Below are 18,957 nucleotides of genomic sequence, written 5' to 3' on the forward strand. Positions count from 1 at the left end.
AATAACAAGCTTAGGTTGATAAACTTAGCCGCAATCTAAATCACAAGGATCTGAACTTTGCGAAACAGAATTTTTCTACTTTCTACTCTTTTTTGCGCTATGAGCGCGTCAGTTAATGCTGAACCATGGGTAAAACCCGATGATTACGGTCTTAAAGCTGATATTCAACAATTAGCTGATGCTGGTGTTATTTTAGCTCCTGTAACTACCTATCCGCTTATGTGGAAAAGTTTTATAAGTGATGTGCAAAGCATGCCGCTTGAGCAATTATCTCCAAGCTTGCAAGATGCTTTACTTCGCGTTAAGCATCGATATAAATCAGAAAATAGCAGCTCGCATAGTCTTCAATTATCTGCTTTTGCAGCCACAGATCCGATCATAGCAACAAGCTTTGGTGCAACAAATACACAAGAAACAGAGCTTTCAGCAGCTTACGCTTATTTAGGCGATAACTTTGCAGCTAAAGTAGCTATAAATTACAGAAGCGACGGTAAAAAATGTTTAGTTGATGGAAAAACGACTGACGATATAGTTACCGATGAGCAAGCTTTAACTGATTGTAACGATACCTCGCTTGACGATAGTTACTTAGCTTACCGTTTAGGTAACTGGATTTTTAGAGCCGGTGCTGTTGAGCAATTTTGGGGCCCTGGTGTTGATAACAGCTTAATTATGTCTGGTAATGCGAAACCTTTACCTGCACTAAGTGTAACCAGAGAAAAAAGTACTGCTTTTGAAACACCATGGTTAAGCTGGATTGGTCAATGGGGCTTTACCGCACAAATGGCTAAACTTGAGTCTACACGTGTAATTCCTGATGCTTTACTTTGGAGCAGTAGATTAAATATACGCCCAATACAACAATTAGAAATTGCTGTTAGCTGGTCTGCACAATGGGCAGGAGACGGCCAACCAGGCTCTGCGGGTGATTTTATTGATGTCATAACTGGGCAAACAGCATGTATTGATGGCAATGTTAGTTGCGATAGCCAATTAGAGTCAAAAATAGGTAATCAATTAGCTGGCATAGATATTCGCTGGTCAGATACACTTTTCAACCAACCTTATGCTGTTTATGCCAGTACGATTGGCGAAGATGCCAGTTCACAATTTAAACCCGCTGATAGAGCCTACTTATTTGGTGTACAGACAACACAACGTGTATATGATCAAAACTTATTAATAAATGTAGAGTACATAGACACAGGTGTTTCATGTCAAGCTGAATCAATAGTTGAAAATTGTTACTATGAGCATTCAGATTACAAATCGGGTTACCGTTACCACGGTCGCACTATTGGCTCTACTTATGATAACGATGCACAGTCAGTTGTTTTAACCCTGTTAGGTCAATTATCTAATGGAGACGATTGGCAGGTAAAATTACGCAGTGTTGATTACAACAGCGATAACCGTGACCTTTATCCTAACAATCCAGACTTAGGTAACACTATTACTAAAACAGGCTTTAATAGTAAGCAATTAGAACTTCGTTATAGAATGCTTTCTATGGGAGGGCGAGTCACTTTAGGTGCTTTTGCATCTAACAATGACGGTGCTGAAAACGATACATCAGCATTTGCTAAGTATGAATTAAATTTTTAGTAAGTTACTTTATTAAAAATAAAAAGGGATGAAAACACTGTTTTCATCCCTTTTTTGTATTTTTTAAGCAAACTTAAATCAGTAATTATACCAATTGCATTAAATTAGTGTTCTATTATAGCGATAAGAAAACAGCTCAATAACAAGGCTAAAATTATGATACATAGTTGTTCTATATAAATAATTTTTAACGTAGTTAGTGAGCTATTTAATACACTAGAATGATCATGTTTTTAATAAAATTGGTATTACTGTTTAATTTTACTAATTACTTTTGATGTTGAACACCCATCTAAAAATTCAAGCACTTCAACTTTTCCGCCATGGCGAAGTACATGCTCAGCACCCGCTATTTGATCTACAGTGTAATCTCCACCTTTAACTAAAATATCAGGGCTTATTTGCTCAATTAATTTAGCGGGAGTATCGTTTTCATCTAAGCTACCAAACGGAATAACCCAATCAACTGATGAAAGTGCGCTAAGTACCATCGCACGCTCATCTAGTGGGTTAATAGGACGTTCTGCCCCTTTTAAACGCGTAATTGATTCATCATTATTTAATCCAACAACGAGTCTATCGCCTCGTGCTTTAGCTTGCGCTAAATAACGTACATGCCCGGCGTGTAAAATATCAAAACAGCCATTAGTGAATACAATGGTTTCGCCGTTTTGTTTTGCAAATTCAATATGCTGAAGTACATCATCAAATGGTGTTTGGTAATGCTCACCCGTAGTATGTAAATACTGACCAAGCTTGCGGCTTAGCTCTTCTGGCGAGACAGTTGCAGCCCCAAACTTACTCACAACGATACCTGCGGCTAAATTAGCAATTTCGACAGCATCTTTAGGTTCCATGCCCGCACCAAGCATAACCGCGAGTGTAGCTATAACCGTATCACCGGCCCCGGTTACATCGCTTACTTCAAGCTCTTGCGCTGCAAAATCAAATTTTTCATCTGCACTAATAAGCGACATACCTTGCTCAGAACGCGTAAGCAACATAGCTTTAATGCCATTTTTGCTAATTAAATCACGCGCACTTGCTGCTAAAGCCTCTTCTGAATCGGTTTGACCACCCGCTAACTTAAACTCGTGTAAGTTAGGTGTAATGTAATCAGCACCTTCGTATAAGTGTAAGTCTGGCGATTTAGGGTCAATTAAAACCGTTTTTCCGGCGCCCTTAGCAAGGCTTATCATCTCTTTAATTAAGCTTAAAGATCCTTTGCTGTAATCAGAGAACACAATAAAGTCATATTCATCAAGTACAAGCTCTAAGCGGTTTAATAAAAGCTGGCTATGTTGCTCAGTAAACATTTCTTCTAAATCAAGTCGAACCAATTGTTGGTGGCGGCTAATAACACGCATTTTTGAAATAGTCGGTAAATCACATACACTCACTAATTGTGAGCTTATTTTTTCACCTTTTAGGATGGTCTCTAAAATCTGCCCGCTTTCGTCCTCACCAATTAAACCCAATAAGCCAACTTTTGCATCTAACCGCGCTATATTTTTTGCAACGTTAGCTGCACCGCCCGCTTTGTCTTCAAATTTACTCACTTTAACAACCGGTACTGGTGCTTCTGGCGAAATGCGACCTGTATCACCATACCAATAGCGGTCTAGCATTACATCGCCAACAACTAATATTCGTGCCGCTGATAAGTTTTTTAATAACGATAAATCCATTACTGCTGCTCCGCAACAACCATATCCATGGCTTCACATAACCAGTGACCTATAAACATGTGAGCTTCTTGAATACGTGCTGTTTCGTCATTTTTTATAATAATAGGTAACTTAGCAATATCTTTTACTTTACCGCCATCACGCCCAGTTAATGCCACAGTAAAAGCGCCTAGTTTATTTGCAGCTTCCAATGCTAAATTAATATTGTTACTAGTACCTGATGTGGTTAAACCAATAACTAAATCTTCTGGCTTACATAACGCTTGAACTTGGCGTTCAAACACCGTATCAAAGTGATAATCGTTGCTGTGCGCTGTTAAAATTGAGGTGTCGGTGGTCAATGCCATTGAAGCAAGCGGACCACGTTCTAATTTATAACGCACTACAAATTCTGCTGCTAAATGCTGTGCATCTGCTGCACTACCACCGTTACCAAACCAAACAATCTTGCCACCAGCTTGTAATGCACTATGGCATGCTTCTAACAATTGCATAGATTCTTGATGATAAGCCTCCATCGTTTCAAATAATGCCTGATGACGGTTTAATGTTTCAACGTAGCTAGTTGCCACTGAATCGATAATTGACATGAAAAAATTCCTCTTGGAACTGAAATGGCAGGAAAAATTAAATTCATTATTCCATAATTTTATTTAATTGTGTGTATTTTATCGGGTTATAACTGAACCCAGACCATATTTTATAACGAGTCTGTTTAGAAAACGGCTATTTCACGGTAAACTAACGCCACTTCCCTTTAAGAAAGATCAGTATGGCACGCATTTTTTACTCATTCGCATTAATTATTATTAGCCCACTGATTGTATTTTATCTCTATATTTTACGAGGTAAAAAAAACCAAGGCTATCGTGCACACTTTAAAGAGCGCTTTGGGTTTGTCAGTAAGTCTTTATTTACGGTTAAAACTAAACCTTTAGTTTTTCATTGTGCTTCTGTTGGTGAGGTAGTTGCCGCAACGCCACTTATTAAAGCTTTGCAAAAAGTGCATCCAAATTTAAATATACTTATAACCTGTAATACTCCAACAGGCAGAGAGCAAATACTTAGCCAGTTTAAAAATACTGTAGCGTGTAGCTATTTACCAATCGATTTCCCGTTTGCAACGGCTCGATTTTTAAAGCGTATAAAGCCACAAGCATTATGTATTTTAGAAACCGAGCTATGGCCAAATTTAATGGCGATAAGCCACAAAAAAAACATACCAGTACTTGTCATCAATGCAAGACTCTCTGAAAAGTCGCAGCAGGGCTATCAAAAGGTCGCTAAATTAACGCATATTATTATGCGCTCAATTACGGTACTTGCGAGTCACAATAAAACAGATGCTAAACGCTTTATTGAACTTGGTCTTGAAGCTTCAAAAAGCCATGTAACAGGCTCAATAAAATTTGATATAACACCAAGTGAAGAGCAACTAGCTAAAGTACTCAACCTTAAACAGCTTTATAGTAGTAATGAACGCTTTGTGTGGGTGGCAGGCTCAACACATCCTGTTGAGCATGAGCTGGTACTTTCAGCCCATCAAGAGTTACTAAAAAAGCAACCGAACGCATTACTTATAATTGCCCCGCGCCATCCAGAGCAATTTGACAAAGTGGCAGAGCTTTTAACGCAAAGCCCACTTAGCTTTAGCCGTCGTAGCCAAAATAACTATAATAATGAGCAAATACTCCTTGCTGATACGCTTGGTGAATTACAGTGTTTATATGGCGCTGCAAATGTGAGCTTTATTGGTGGCAGCTTAATTCGCAGAGGTGGGCATAACCCACTGGAATCAGCAGCGTTTTCGGTAGGTGTAATAACAGGTCCACACACATACAATTTTGACCATGTTTATCCCGAGCTAACAAAGCTCAAAGGTGCTGTAGTGGTTGATAGTAACGACGAACTCGCAAAGCAGCTTATAACGTTTAGCCAAAACACAAAAGCATGCCAAACCTTAGGTATTAAAGCTGCGCAATGCGTAACTAAAAACCAAGGTGCTATACAAAAAACACTTACCATTATTAATCAATATTTAGAGCCAAAACCGTGACCAACATAGCTATAAGCCAAACCCGCGAATGGGTGTCATCTGTTATTGTTAAATATAACTTTTGCCCGTTTGCTCGAAAAGAAGTAGAAAATAACTGTATTCATTACATAGTAAGCTCAGCAACGAGTATGGATGATGCTGTAATGGATATGCTTGAGCAATGTGTTGAGCTTGACCGTGAACCAGAGCGCGAAACAACCCTTATCATGTTTGACAACGGCTTTAGTGACTTTGAAGACTTTTTAGACTTGGTCGATTTAGCTAATGCACTTTTAGTCGCGCAAGGCTTTGAAGGTAAGTATCAAATCGCTAATTTTCATCCTGACTACGTATTTGCTGACAGTGATGAAACCGATGCCGCAAACTACACAAATAGAGCGCCCTTTCCTACATTGCACTTAATCCGCGAAGCAAGTATGAGCGAAGCACTTGATAGTTATAACGAGCCTGAATCTATTCCTGAGCATAATATAAACCTAGCAAGACGTAAGGGGATTGATTTTTGGCAGCAGTTACTTGAAGGCTGTAAAAAACCGAGCGCTTAAATGCTCGGTTTTATTTTGGTTTGTGCAGAACAAGACAATAACAAACGCTTATTTTTTAACCCAGTTACCATTTACTTCAACGTAATGACCACTTTGGGTTTTTTCAATTGTTTTAGCGGCAGCAAGTGCTTCAACTTGTGAAAGCGACAAGTTATTCTTTTTAGCGAGCTTTAAATATTGCGCTTTACGCTTTGCATTTATATCATCAACAACGGCTTTTGCTTCTGCGTTTTGTACAACAAGCCCTAAATAACCAGAGCTATCTTCACCTACTAGACCTTGGTTTTTAGCGTCATCAAGGCTAATAGCCCACGCAGAGAACGACATACATACTGCACTAACTAACGTAATAATGTTTAATTTTTTCTTCGTATTCATGTTCTAGCTCCTTAAAATAACTCACTGTCGTCACTAAATAAATTGTCGAGTTCTTTATCTACTTTTACGCGAATTTCGTGATCGACCTTCACATTTAAATTAATAGTAATGGGCTCTTTAGCAGACACCTCAACACGATGCGTGCAAGCACTGAGTGCACTAATAGCACTCAGTGCGAGCAGTACTTTTATCAATAACGGCTGTCTCATTATTAGTTTCCTTTTTGTGAGTATTGTTGCTCAACTTTTTGTGTAATTTCGTCACTTAAACGTAGTGCGCGTAAAAGTGTAAATACGTTTTCTTCGTGGTTATAATTAAAGTTAACCTGCTGCTGCTCTGCTTTATTATAGCCTTGCAAATTAACCCCTAGTTTTAACCAACCATCATTTTTTAGTGCCACACTGCTATTAAGTTTTTGAATATCTAAATTAGTTAATAACCCTAACACAGGTTGTAACTCTTGCTGTTGCTGCATTACTGAATCAAAAGCGGCATTATTGGTAATTTTTAAATTACCTGTTCCTTGGCTAAATAAGCTTCCGTCAATTATTTCAATTTTTCCACTATCAAAGTGAACCGGTAAAGACCCCGCCAAGCGTCCCGTTAATACAATGCCCGACTTATCGTCGAGTGTAACAAGTTTGCTTGCATCAATATTTTCAAACTTAACATTAGCAACTTGGTTTGGCTTCCCTACTGTGTAGCTATCTAATGAAAACTCGCCACCAAACACACTTCCTTTTACATCATTTATAAGCGCGGTATTGTTATTAACTTGCCATTGACCTTTAATAGTTTTAACTACGGCACCGGCTCTAAATTCATTTAAATTAAAGGTAGTTGGTTTTACATTAAGCTTACCTGAATTATATTCCCCGCTAAATGTACTGCTTAAATCACTCGCAAGGTAATCGTTATACAATGCACTTGTATGACTAATCCCTATATTGAACAGTGCATTTTGTAAGTTTATATCGCCACTAATATAGCCATTAAATTCGCCCTCTGTTAACTGTGCAAGTGGCTCAAATTGACTAATAAACGCATTTAACGGCAGCGCACTTTGTTCAGGAATAACCACTTCAAATGGATGAGCTTGCGACGACATATGATGATTTATCACTAACTCAACATTATTTATAAATGCGTGATGCGTGGCTTTTAGTGCACGGCTTTGCAAGCCCGTAGACTCTACTTTTATATTATTAAGTTTTATGTCGGGGCTATTAACAGCCTTTATATTGGTTTTTGCTGTTAGATCAGCAAATAACTCACCTACGCCTAAATTAGCATTTGCTGTTAATGTGTTACTTATATCTGTGACTTTAAATTCTTTATATTCTGCGCTTTTTAATTGCTGCGTTAACGTTACTTCTGTGTTTAACTGTTTATCCATTTTTGCAGTTAAATCACCTTGGTATTGCACTGCACTTATATCAAACGCATCTACACTATTAAGCGTTAATTTAGCATTTATAAGCCCAATGGGTTTTAAGTCTATAAACTCACTTATATTAAAGTGACCACTAAGGCTAAGCCCATCCGCTGTTGCGGGTACAAACTCAGGTAAATTTTCAAGCATAACGGCGTAATCGCCTTTAATCGCAGCGCCAGATAACTGAGCATTAACGTTAATATTATTTATATCGGGTGTATTTATTTGAGCTGATAAAGTTGACTGTAAGTCTTTAAATGGAGATGTAATATTTAGTGTTGTATCAGTTATTAAAAAATCAAATTGCTTATCGCCCACGCTTAACAAATTAATTGCAGGTACCCTCAACTCACTACTCTTTAAGCGAATTGATTGAGGGAGTTTAAGTTGCCAATTTAAAGGAACTTGTTTGCTAATAAAGCCTGCATATTCACTTGGTGGAATTAACTCAGTACAGCTTGGTGTTAAATTAATTTTGTTATTAAGCAAATCGGTATTAAACATTAACGCTTGGCTATTTAAATTAAAACGCGTCGCCAATTTACCAGTGGTTAATACGTTAACTTTGCACTGCTCATACGTGTGAGTAAACTGGGAGCTAATATCGCCATTTAACTTAAGTTCTATACCATCAAAGCTAAATGCTTGCTGAGTATTAAAGTTAAAACCTGCTATTAATGTATTTTTAGTGTTTATAACGTGCTTTAAAAAAGTGTCATTAATTTCAAACTGACCACTTACTTTATTAGCAGTCAAAATTGCACTTGCGTTTATATCACCTGAGACATTAAATTTATTTAGTTTGGGTTCTAATATGCTTATTTTAAGTGGCTTATTGAGCTCATCACTTTTTACTACAAGCTGTTTAATATTGATTAATGGGCGATTTAAGGGAAGTGCTAAATCGAGATTTTTAGCAAGCTGATTAGCATTATCACTTTTAGGGAGTGGATTAACTGTTAGCACTGCATTTTCAATATCTACACGCTTTGTATTTGCAGTAATACCAGTAAGTTGTAATTGTTGATTTTGATAATTTACACACACTTTATCAGCATGAATATTTAGTTCAGACGTTATTGAAAAATCAAAGCAGTTTAATGTGACACCCGCTTTTTCGAGCTCAGGCGCTATAACCCACTGTAATAAAGGTAAACGAAATACATAACTAAGCAGCAAGGTACTTAGCAATAAAACGCCAACAATTAAACCAATTCGCTTAAACATACTATCCTTAAATGCTTTGTGCTTTTAGCTATACTAATACCAACCTGCATAAATCTTTGATCAATTTAACGAATTAAATTGCACTATAACGTCGTTAAAAGTTTTTTATTTAGAACAACTAGATATAAAAACTTTTGCCTAGTTCTAGCGTAATTTTCTTAACGTTAAATAGACCCCATATATAAGCAGATTGGTATAATCAAAAAAGGCTGCACAATGCAGCCTTTTTTATTTTACAGTAAGATTATGAATCTAACTTGTATAAACGTAAATATAATTAACCTACGTTTTTACGTGCGTTACGGAACATACGCATCCACGGGCTATCCTCGAGCCACTCATCTGGGTGCCAAGAGTTGGCAACGCTTCTGAATACACGTTCTGGATGCGGCATCATTACAGTGGCGCGACCATCAGTTGACGTAATACCGGTAATACCTTCTGGAGAACCATTAGGGTTAGCTGGGTACTGCGTTGTAGGGTTACCGTAGTTATCTACAAATTTAACCGCTACAGTGCCGCTATCAAGCGCCGCTTTAGTAGCTGCATCGTTTGCAAACTCAGCATGACCTTCACCATGAGAAACTGCAATTGGCATACGCGAGCCAGCCATTCCGTTAAAGAACACAGACGGATTCTCTTGTATTTCTACTAAACTAAAGCGTGCTTCAAAACGCTCTGATTTATTAGTTACAAAGCGCGGCCAATGTTCAGTACCAGGGATCAACTCTTTTAACGTTGATAACATTTGGCAACCGTTACATACACCTAAGCTGAAAGTATCTTCACGGTGGAAAAAGTTTTGGAACTGATCGCGTGCCATGTCGTTAAACAAAATAGACTTAGCCCAACCTTCACCTGCACCAAGTACGTCACCGTATGAGAAACCACCACAGGCCACTAAACCTTTAAATTGCTCTAGTGTTAAACGACCTTCTAAAATGTCGCTCATGTGTACATCAACGGCTGCAAAACCTGCGCGATTAAACGCTGCCGCCATTTCTAAATGAGAGTTAACACCCTGCTCACGTAAAATAGCCATTTGCGGTTTAGCACCGGTTGCAATGTATGGTGCAGCTATATCTTCGTTTAAATCAAAGTTAAGTTTTACGTTTAAGCCTGGATCTTTTGCATCAAATTTAGCATCAAACTCTTGCTTAGCACACTCAGGGTTATCACGGCGTGCTTGCATTTGATACGTTGTTTCAGCCCAAATAGTACGAAGCTCAGTACGCGTATGATTAAGTACCGTATTTTCGCCACGGTGAAACATAATCGTATCGTCACTGTTAAGCGTGCCAATATTGTGACTAATGGCTGCTATACCATGTTGTTCAAACACCGCATTTACTGCATCTAAATCAGCATTCGCAACTTGAATTACCGCACCTAGCTCTTCGTTATAAAGCGCTTCAATGTCAGAACCTGTTAAAGCTGCTAAATCAACCGTTACACCGGTATGACCCGTAAACGCCATTTCAGCTACTGTGGTAAATAAGCCACCGTCTGAGCGGTCATGATAAGCAAGTAACTTACTATCAGCCACAAGTGCTTGCATTGCGTTATAGAAGCCTTTTAATAACTCAGGGCTATCAACATCAGGGGTTACATCACCTAATTGCTTATAAACTTGTGCAAGGCTTGATGCGCCCATGCGGTTTTTACCCGCACCTAAATCAACTAATATAAGCGATGTATCGCCTTTATCTGTGCGTAGTTGTGGAGTTACTGTTTTACGTACGTCGTCAACACGACCAAATGCAGTTATAACCAGTGAAAGCGGCGATGTTACTGATTTCTCTTGTGAGTCACCTTCATCTTTCCATGTCGTTTTCATCGACATAGAATCTTTACCCACTGGAATAGTTAAACCAAGCGCAGGGCAAAGCTCTTCGCCTACGGCTTTAACAGCTTCATATAAACCAGCATCTTCACCTGGGTGACCCGCTGCTGCCATCCAGTTTGCCGATAACTTAATGTTTTCAAGGCTACCAATATTTGCACAAGCAATATTAGTTAACGACTCTGCCACAGCTAAACGAGCAGATGCACCGTAATTAAGTAATGCAGCCGGAGTACGCTCACCGAGTGACATAGCTTCACCGTGGTAAGTATCATACGTTGCCGCAGTTACAGCACAGTTAGCAACAGGTACTTGCCAAGGACCAACCATTTGGTCGCGTGCTACTAAACCCGTAACTGAGCGATCGCCGATTGTTATTAAGAATGTTTTTTCTGCAATGGTTGGTAAACGCATTAAGCGCTGCGCTGCATCTGCTGCATTTATTGATGTGATATCAAGCGCCTTGCCAACAACTTGCTTTGACGTTACATCGCGGTGCATTTTAGGTGCTTTACCTAATAATACGTCCAGCGGCAAATCAACAGGGTTATTTTCAAAGTGGCTGTCTGACACTGTTAAGTGAGGTTCCGCTGTTGCTTCACCAATAACAGCGTACTGGGCACGTTCGCGCTTACAAATTGCTTCAAAGCGGTCAAAGTCCTCTACGCCAACAGCGAGTACATAACGCTCTTGTGATTCATTACACCAAATTTCGTGTGGTGCCATGCCTGGCTCATCGTTAGGGATGCTACGTAATTGAAACTTACCACCACGTCCGCCATCATTAACAAGCTCAGGAAACGCGTTAGATAAACCACCGGCACCTACATCATGGATGAATGCAATTGGGTTTTCGTCACCAAGCTGCCAACATTTATCGATAACTTCTTGGCAACGACGTTCCATTTCTGGGTTTTCGCGCTGTACTGAAGCAAAGTCTAAATCTTCGTTTGACTGACCAGAGGCCATACTTGATGCAGCACCACCGCCTAAACCAATGTTCATTGCAGGTCCGCCTAGCGCAATTAACTTAGCGCCAACAGGAATATCGCCTTTTTGAACATGATCAGAGCGAATATTGCCTAAACCACCGGCAAGCATAATTGGTTTATGGTAACCACGCACTTCTTCACCATTATGGCTTGTTACTTTTTCTTCGTAAGTACGGAAATAGCCTAACAAGTTAGGACGACCAAACTCATTATTAAATGCAGCACCACCTAGTGGACCTTCTGTCATTATATCAAGTGCGTTTACAATACGACCCGGCTTACCAAAATCGCTTTCCCACGGTTGCTCGTAACCTGGAATACGTAAATTTGATACAGTAAAGCCAACTAAGCCTGCTTTTGGCTTAGAACCACGACCAGTTGCGCCTTCATCGCGAATCTCACCACCAGAACCTGTAGCAGCACCTGAGAATGGCGCAATAGCTGTTGGGTGGTTATGCGTTTCAACTTTCATTAGTATTTCAATGTCTTCTTGATGATACGCATATTCACCTTGCGCATTTGGGAAGAAGCGACCCGCTTTTGAGCCTTTCATTACTGCCGCGTTATCTTTATACGCCGACAATACATTTTCAGGATTTAGCTCAAACGTATTTTTAATCATTTTAAACAGCGATTTTGGCTGCTCTTTACCATCGATTGTCCAGTCAGCATTAAATATTTTATGGCGACAATGCTCTGAGTTCGCTTGTGCAAACATAAACAATTCGATGTCGTTAGGGTTACGTCCTAACTTTGTAAAATTTTCTACTAAATAGTCTATTTCGTCATCAGCAAGCGCAAAGCCTTGCTCAACATTGGCTATTACTAATGCTTCGCGTCCACCACCTAAAATATCGACAGACGACATTTGGCGTGGGGCATCACTGCGAAACAGCTGAGCCGCATCTTCAAGTTCATTGTGTGTGGCTTCAGTCATGCGGTCGTGCAATAACGCAGTTACTTGTACAAGTTGTTCTGCGTTTAAATCACCTTCAACATAATAAGCAATACCGCGTTCAACACGGTGAACCTGCTTTAAACCACAGTTGTGGGCGATGTCGGTAGCTTTAGATGCCCAAGGTGAAATGGTACCTGGGCGAGGTGTAACAAGTACAAGTTTGCCAGCTGGGGTATGCTCAGCAATAGTTGGACCGTAAGTTAATAGTTTTTCAAGCTTTGTTTGCTCAGAGCTACTCAACGGCGATGTTAAATCGGCAAAGTGAGCATACTCGGCGTATACGTTAGTGACTGGAAGTTGCGATTGTTGGCAACGCGCTAAAATTTTATTAACTCTGAACTCTGAAAGTGCTGGTGCACCACGAAGGATCAACATAGGTAATTTCATCCGGGGTTAGGGATTGAACGATATTTTAGGCACGCATTATAGTCCAATTAGCATTCAGATTTAACTCAAAATTACGCTTTTCATAAAATTAACTTTTTAGCTTTATTTATAGCCTCTTTTGGTTAATAAAATAAAAGGTAAAGTGACGCGATAGCTTAGTTTTGCTATAACGGTGGTTGGCGAGCTTAAGGGGCACTCAATGTTCAAAGAAAAACTAATAATAATCATTACTTTAGTTATGCTGTTATGTGCATGTGATATGCAAGAGCAGCCAACTCAACTCGCCCAAATAAAAGAACAAAACAAAATACGTGTGGGTACACTTGCAAGTGCTAGTAATTATTATCAAGCCGTTCAAGGTGAACAAGGCTTTGAATATGAGCTATCTCAAGCATTTGCTGAATATCTAGGTGTAGAGCTTGAAATAGTGCCATTTTTTAACTTATCCGATATGTTTGAACGCCTTGAAAGCGGTGATTTAGATTTAATTGCCTCAGGACTTACCTATAATAAAACCCGTGCAGAGCAATACCGCTATGGACCAACTTACAGAACAATCAGCCAAAAATTAGTTTATAAGCAAGGACGTGTTCGTCCTCGAGAGTTTGCCGACTTAGATGGCAACTTTACTGTTATCGCTAAAAGTAGTCATTCGCTTACTCTGCAAAAAATGAAAAAAAACAATCCAGATCTTACTTGGATAGAAAGCGAAGAGTTTGATGAAGAAGAACTACTTCAAGCGGTTATTGATGGCGAAATAGATTACACACTCGCTGATACACATACGCTATCGCTGTTTCGCCGTTATCATCCAAATTTAAGTATCGGTTTTTCTGTTAGTCATAACGACCCGATTGCATGGATACTTAATAAATCAAAAGATGATTCTTTATACTCCTTATTAGTGCCATTTTTTGGCGATATAAAACAGAGTAATCAGCTCTACGTACTTGAAGAAAAATACTTTGGCCACGTGCGCCAATTTAACTATGTAAATACCCTTGCTTATATCGAAGCTATCAAAGAAACCTTACCAACATACCAACCATGGTTTGAACAATATGCTGGTAGCCTTGATTGGCGTTTATTAGCGGCACTTAGCTATCAAGAATCTATGTGGAATCCTCGCGCTAAATCGCCAACAGGCGTTCGCGGTATTATGATGCTAACCCGCAGTACAGCAAAACAAGTAGGTGTTACCAACCGCTTAGAGCCAGAGCAAAATATTCGCGGTGGTGGTAAGTATTTAAGTAAACTGATTAAGCGTATTCCTGATAGAATTCCTCAACCTGATAGAACATGGCTTGCACTAGCGGCTTACAATGTAGGTTGGGGGCACGTTAACGACGCGCGTATAATTACCGAGCAGCAAGGCGCAAGCCCTGATAAATGGGCTGATGTAAAAAAACGCTTACCGCTGTTAATTAAAAAGCGCTATTACCGTAAAACTCGCTATGGTTATGCGCGTGGCGATGTAGCGGTTAAATATGTTGATAATATTCGTCGCTATTACGATGCACTTGTTTGGCTAGATGAGAATAATGCTATTGCTGTAGAACCTGAACCAGAACCAATCACAGAGCAGAGCACTGATACCGAGCCAAAGCTAAATGAAGAAAGTGACAAAAAAAGTAACAAAGATGAAGCGCAAACAGAAAAACAACAGCCTATAATTGAGCCCGAACAACCGAGTGAAAACAATAACTAAGATTTGTATAGGTATCAGTTTTTTGAGTAAGCCAGTAAGCAAAATTTAAGTAAATTAAATATCTGTTTACTTGTCATCAAATGATCACTAATGTGTATTACTTGTATATTATTATTTTATAAGATATACCCTGCGCCTTTCTCACTCTTGCATTAGGAGAAAACATGCTAAAACGTAGACGCACACAAAAATTAAAACGCAATGTGATTTATTCAACAGCCACACGTCGTCGTGTTATGCTAAGAAAACTGCACAAAAAAATCATCTGGCGCCGCCGAATGTTTGCTATGCAGCAAATGGCTGAAACAGAAATAGAGCCAATCGCTAGTTAACTTTAGCTAGGTTTATTTATTTGTTCATCACGAGCAGCTTTCTTAGCTGCTTTAATTTGCGCTCTTCTACGCTTAAAAAAATTCGAAATAGTATCACCACACTGTTGTGCTAAAACACCACCGCATACCTCTACTTGATGATTTAACCTCGGCTCTTGTAATAAGTTCATAATTGAACCTGCAGACCCTGTTTTAGCATCGAGGGCACCAAATACTAAACGCTTTATTCTGCTATGCACCAACAGTCCTGCACACATAGAGCAAGGCTCTAACGTTACATATAGTGTGCAATCAATTAAGCGGTAATTATTAAGTACTTTTCCAGCTTCTCGCACTGCAATCATTTCCGCATGGGCTGATGGGTCGTTATCCGTTATTGAACGGTTGTACCCCACTGAAATTAGCTGGTTATCTTTGACTACAATCGCTCCAACAGGAATTTCATCAAGCAACTCTGCTTGCTTTGCATACAAAAGCGCTTGCTCCATCCAGTAGGAATCATTAAATGGCTCGTTCATTCTTTCTACTTAAATAACTTTTTATGCTGTAATTATACCTAGTTAGCACTCTAAAGTGCGTCATTCATTACTTTATTGCAAAAATAAAACGATATTTACCTGTTTGTAATGGCTCACTCGTGTGGATTTACGCTATAATCTCACGCTTTTTTTATTTAGCTCACAACACGGGTAGCAAATGAAATTTCCTGGACGCCGCAGGCATAAACATTATTTTCCAGTGGAAGCCAAAGATCCACTTACCAATCAACTTAACGCAACAGAGCGATTACAACGTAGTTATATTACGGGTATCGACCAGATCGTTGTTGATATAGAGGCAAAAGTTGATCAAGCTTTCCTTGACGAATTTCAACTACGTAGAGGTATGTCACAAGTTATTGATAGCGACATAACGAACGCCTTATACGATCGTTTAAAATTAAACGATATGGTTGATTTTGAGTTTGCCGGTGGGACCATTGGTAACACTATGCACAACTACTCTGTACTTGCAGATGATCGCTCAGTTTTATTAGGCGTAATGAGCGAAAATATAAAAATAGGTAGCTATGCTTACCGCTTTTTATGTAATACCTCAAGCCGTGTAGATTTAAACTATCTTCAACCAGTAGATGGGCCTATAGGTCGTTGTTTTACATTAATTGATGAAACCGGTGAGCGTACTTTTGCAATAAGTGCAGGCCTAATGAATCACTTACGTCCTGAATCTATCGATAAAAACCTTATTGAAAATTCATCAGCATTAGTGATCAGTGCCTACCTCATGCGTACGCAAGGTAGTGAAACGATGACTGAAGCGACTATGCAAGCGGTAAAATACGCTAATGATGCAGGTGTGCCAGTTGTTCTTACACTCGGAACTAAATTCTTAATTGAACAAGACCCGACCTGGTGGGCAAACTTTGTTGAAAAGCATGTTGATATTCTTGCTATGAACGAAGAAGAAGGGTTAGCTATTACAGGTTTTGAAGACCCTCTTCTAGCTGCTGATAAAGCACTTGATTGGGTAGATTTGGTAATTTGCACCGCTGGCGAAAAAGGCTTATTTATGGCCGGCTACGTAGACGAAAGCTTAAAGCGTGAAACCGAGTATCCGTTATTACCAGGAGCAATACCTGATTTTAATCGATACGAATTTTCACGTGCTATGCGTAAAACCCAGTGTGATGAGCCTATCAGAGCATATAGTCATACAGCCCCATTTATGGGTGGACCTGACTCAATCAAAAACACCAATGGTGCAGGCGATTGTGCTTTAGCGGCTGTGCTACATGACTTATCAGCGAATGTTTATCATAAACTTAACGTGGCAAACTCAGCTAAGCATCAGCAACAAGCTATTACTTACTCGTCACTATCGCAAATTAGTAAATATGCTAACCGAGCTAGTTATGAAGTGTTAGTTCAGCACTCTCCTCGTTTATCTCGCGGTTTACCAGAACGCGAAGACTGCTTAGAACAGGTTTATTGGGAACAATAATAACGGTGGGAGCAATCATTGCTCCCTATCAGCTTCCTAAAAAATAGAAATATCGAGCTTTTTAGATAGCAGTTCCAGCGCCGCAATTCCTGCAACCGAATTACCAAACGAATTAAGTCCCGGAGAATAAACAGCTACCGTAAACTTATTTGGTAACACGGCTAAAATAGTCCCTGATACTCCCGACTTACCTGGCATACCCACTCTGTAACCAAAATCCCCCGCAGCATCGTATAAGCCACTGGTAAATAATAGCGAATTAAGCTGCTTATTTTGACGGCTACTTAAAACACGATCGCCCGATCGATTATCAACACCTTTATTTGCTAAAAAATTATAAGCTTTGGCTAATTCAATACAGTTGAGCTCAATAGAACAAAAGTTAAAGTAAGACCATAAAACATCATCGACTTCATTTTCGAAATTACCAAACGACTTCATTAAATGTGCCATAGCCGCATTACGATGCCTAAATTCATACTCAGAATTAGCGACTTTTTTATCAATCACTATCCCTCTATTACCAGCTAATAACCTAAAGGTCTCGAGCATAGAGTGCATTGGTGCAGATAAGCGGCTGTATAACGCATCACACGTTACAATTGCGCCTGCATTTATGAAAGGGTTACGAGGAATCCCTTTTTCAAACTCAAGCTGTGTAAGCGAATTAAAGGCAGTACCTGAAGGCTCCTTTCCAACTCGATGCCAAAGTTCATCACCATAACGTTGCAGTGCCATAGTAAGTGTCATAACTTTTGAAACAGACTGAATGGTAAAACGTTGAGAGCAATCCCCCGCACATACAGTTTTACCATCAGTTGTATAAATAGCGATAGAAAATTGCTCAGGATCGACCTCTGCAAGGGCCGGTATATAATCAGCTACTTTTCCTTGTGATAATAAAGGGCGTACTTCATGTGCTATTTCATCAAGCACCTTTTGGTAATCAGCTGTAGGCAAACTAGACCTCTATATCATCATTCATAAAAATTGGATTTTAGCACGCGCGAATAGACGCAACTAGTTTTGTTGTTGAATTTAAAGGGGGATGTTTTTCTTAATTTTAAAAAGCAAAAAAACCGTCACATTGCTGTAACGGGTTTCTCTTAATTAAATCCTAGTAATGTCGTACTGCCCACAGCGGTAGAGAGTCACATAGCAAATGCTACACTATCTTTGTGTCGGGGCGTCCTTCTGCGGGGCTCGCCTTAGAACTATTTTATTTCGCCACTGAGTTCGGCATGGACTATTTACAAAATTCAAAAAAGCAAAAAACCCGTCACATTACTGTAACGGGTTTCTCTTAATTAAATCCTGGTAATGTCGTAGTGCCACAGCGGTGGAGAGGCACATAGCAAATGCTACACTATCTTTGTGTCGGGGCGTCCTCCTGCGGGGCTCGCCTTAGAACTATTTTATTTCGCCACGGAGTTCGGCATGGACTATTTACAAAATTCAAAAAAGCAAAAAACCCGTCACATTACTGTAACGGGTTTCTCTTAATTAAATCCTGGTAATGTCCTACTTTCACATAGCAAATGCTACACTATCATCGGCGCTGTTTCGTTTCACTACTGAGTTCGGCATGGGATCAGGTGGGTCCAAAACGCTATTGTCACCAAGAAAATTCTTTTCAATTTTCTTATTTTAATTATTAAGGTTAAAGTCCTTCGACTGAATTTGAAGCCTGGTAATGTCCTACTTTCACATAGCAAATGCTACACTATCATCGGCGCTGTTTCGTTTCACTACTGAGTTCGGCATGGAGTCAGGTGGGTCCAAAACGCTATTGTCACCAAGCA

14 protein-coding genes and 2 rRNA genes are annotated in these 18,957 nt (G+C 39.5%); 6 read left to right on the top strand and 10 right to left on the bottom strand.

What is annotated here, in order from left to right; all coding sequences use genetic code 11:
- Positions 1–99 precede the first annotated feature (99 nt).
- Positions 100–1,605 (top strand): capsule assembly Wzi family protein, encoded by a 1,506-nt coding sequence (locus tag H5122_RS12295; protein WP_182682262.1) that lies wholly within the window; start codon positions 100–102, stop codon positions 1,603–1,605.
- A gap of 248 nt (positions 1,606–1,853) precedes the next feature.
- Here the strand turns inward: H5122_RS12295 and hldE are convergent, their stop codons facing one another.
- Both hldE and H5122_RS12305 read right to left on the bottom strand, forming a co-directional pair.
- Positions 1,854–3,293, bottom strand: a complete 1,440-nt coding sequence (gene hldE / locus H5122_RS12300) for a bifunctional D-glycero-beta-D-manno-heptose-7-phosphate kinase/D-glycero-beta-D-manno-heptose 1-phosphate adenylyltransferase HldE (protein WP_182682150.1) — start codon at positions 3,291–3,293, stop codon at positions 1,854–1,856.
- Positions 3,293–3,883, bottom strand: a complete 591-nt coding sequence (locus tag H5122_RS12305) for an SIS domain-containing protein (RefSeq protein WP_002961065.1) — start codon at positions 3,881–3,883, stop codon at positions 3,293–3,295. The genes hldE and H5122_RS12305 overlap by 1 nt, the downstream gene beginning before the upstream one ends.
- A 182-nt stretch (positions 3,884–4,065) precedes the next feature.
- Here H5122_RS12305 and waaA point away from each other — a divergent pair, with 182 nt between their 5' ends.
- Complete coding sequence (gene waaA / locus H5122_RS12310) at positions 4,066–5,349, top strand: lipid IV(A) 3-deoxy-D-manno-octulosonic acid transferase (RefSeq protein ID WP_182682149.1); 1,284 nt, start codon at positions 4,066–4,068, stop codon at positions 5,347–5,349.
- Entirely contained in the window at positions 5,346–5,894 is a 549-nt protein-coding gene (locus H5122_RS12315) for a DUF1415 domain-containing protein (RefSeq protein WP_002961067.1), read from the top strand. Before waaA ends, H5122_RS12315 begins: the two co-directional genes overlap by 4 nt.
- Before the next feature lie 48 nt (positions 5,895–5,942).
- On the opposite strand, the gene H5122_RS12320 is transcribed toward H5122_RS12315, so the two are convergent.
- The 4 genes from H5122_RS12320 to purL form a co-directional block, all read right to left on the bottom strand.
- Positions 5,943–6,272, bottom strand: a complete 330-nt coding sequence (locus H5122_RS12320) for a YdbL family protein (RefSeq protein ID WP_002961068.1) — start codon at positions 6,270–6,272, stop codon at positions 5,943–5,945.
- An 11-nt stretch (positions 6,273–6,283) separates the two neighbouring features.
- Positions 6,284–6,481, bottom strand: coding sequence for a YnbE family lipoprotein (locus H5122_RS12325; protein WP_182682148.1), 198 nt, complete (start codon positions 6,479–6,481; stop codon positions 6,284–6,286).
- A 2-nt stretch (positions 6,482–6,483) separates the two neighbouring features.
- On the bottom strand, positions 6,484–8,934 hold the full coding sequence (locus tag H5122_RS12330) for a YdbH domain-containing protein (protein WP_182682147.1): 2,451 nt from the start codon (positions 8,932–8,934) through the stop codon (positions 6,484–6,486).
- A 277-nt stretch (positions 8,935–9,211) separates the two neighbouring features.
- The gene (gene purL / locus H5122_RS12335; protein WP_182682146.1) at positions 9,212–13,102 is read right to left on the bottom strand and encodes a phosphoribosylformylglycinamidine synthase; all 3,891 of its coding nucleotides are present in this window, start codon (positions 13,100–13,102) and stop codon (positions 9,212–9,214) included.
- A 211-nt stretch (positions 13,103–13,313) separates the two neighbouring features.
- On the opposite strand from purL, the gene mltF reads away from it, so the two are divergent.
- Both mltF and H5122_RS12345 read left to right on the top strand, forming a co-directional pair.
- Complete coding sequence (mltF, locus tag H5122_RS12340) at positions 13,314–14,822, top strand: membrane-bound lytic murein transglycosylase MltF (RefSeq protein WP_182682145.1); 1,509 nt, start codon at positions 13,314–13,316, stop codon at positions 14,820–14,822.
- A 164-nt stretch (positions 14,823–14,986) separates the two neighbouring features.
- The gene (locus tag H5122_RS12345; RefSeq protein WP_002961076.1) at positions 14,987–15,154 is read left to right on the top strand and encodes a hypothetical protein; all 168 of its coding nucleotides are present in this window, start codon (positions 14,987–14,989) and stop codon (positions 15,152–15,154) included.
- Positions 15,155–15,156: 2 nt separating this feature from the next.
- Here H5122_RS12345 and tadA read toward each other — a convergent pair whose 3' ends face one another.
- Positions 15,157–15,672, bottom strand: a complete 516-nt coding sequence (gene tadA / locus H5122_RS12350) for a tRNA adenosine(34) deaminase TadA (protein ID WP_002961078.1) — start codon at positions 15,670–15,672, stop codon at positions 15,157–15,159.
- 178 nt (positions 15,673–15,850) lie between these two features.
- On the opposite strand from tadA, the gene H5122_RS12355 reads away from it, so the two are divergent.
- The gene (locus tag H5122_RS12355; protein WP_024597413.1) at positions 15,851–17,155 is read left to right on the top strand and encodes an inosine/guanosine kinase; all 1,305 of its coding nucleotides are present in this window, start codon (positions 15,851–15,853) and stop codon (positions 17,153–17,155) included.
- 36 nt (positions 17,156–17,191) lie between these two features.
- Here H5122_RS12355 and glsB read toward each other — a convergent pair whose 3' ends face one another.
- The 3 genes from glsB to rrf (H5122_RS12370) all read right to left on the bottom strand — a co-directional run bounded on the left by glsB (position 17,192) and on the right by rrf (H5122_RS12370) (position 18,955).
- Positions 17,192–18,115: a glutaminase B gene (glsB, locus tag H5122_RS12360; protein ID WP_002961081.1), complete on the bottom strand. Its 924-nt coding sequence runs from the start codon at positions 18,113–18,115 to the stop codon at positions 17,192–17,194.
- Positions 18,116–18,663: 548 nt separating this feature from the next.
- Positions 18,664–18,778: ribosomal RNA gene (gene rrf, locus H5122_RS12365) — 5S ribosomal RNA — on the bottom strand.
- A 62-nt stretch (positions 18,779–18,840) separates the two neighbouring features.
- Positions 18,841–18,955, bottom strand: a 5S ribosomal RNA gene (rrf, locus tag H5122_RS12370).
- Positions 18,956–18,957: the final 2 nt, after the last annotated feature.

This window comes from Pseudoalteromonas sp. SG43-8 (genome assembly GCF_014164245.1).
GTDB lineage: Bacteria > Pseudomonadota > Gammaproteobacteria > Enterobacterales > Alteromonadaceae > Pseudoalteromonas > Pseudoalteromonas distincta.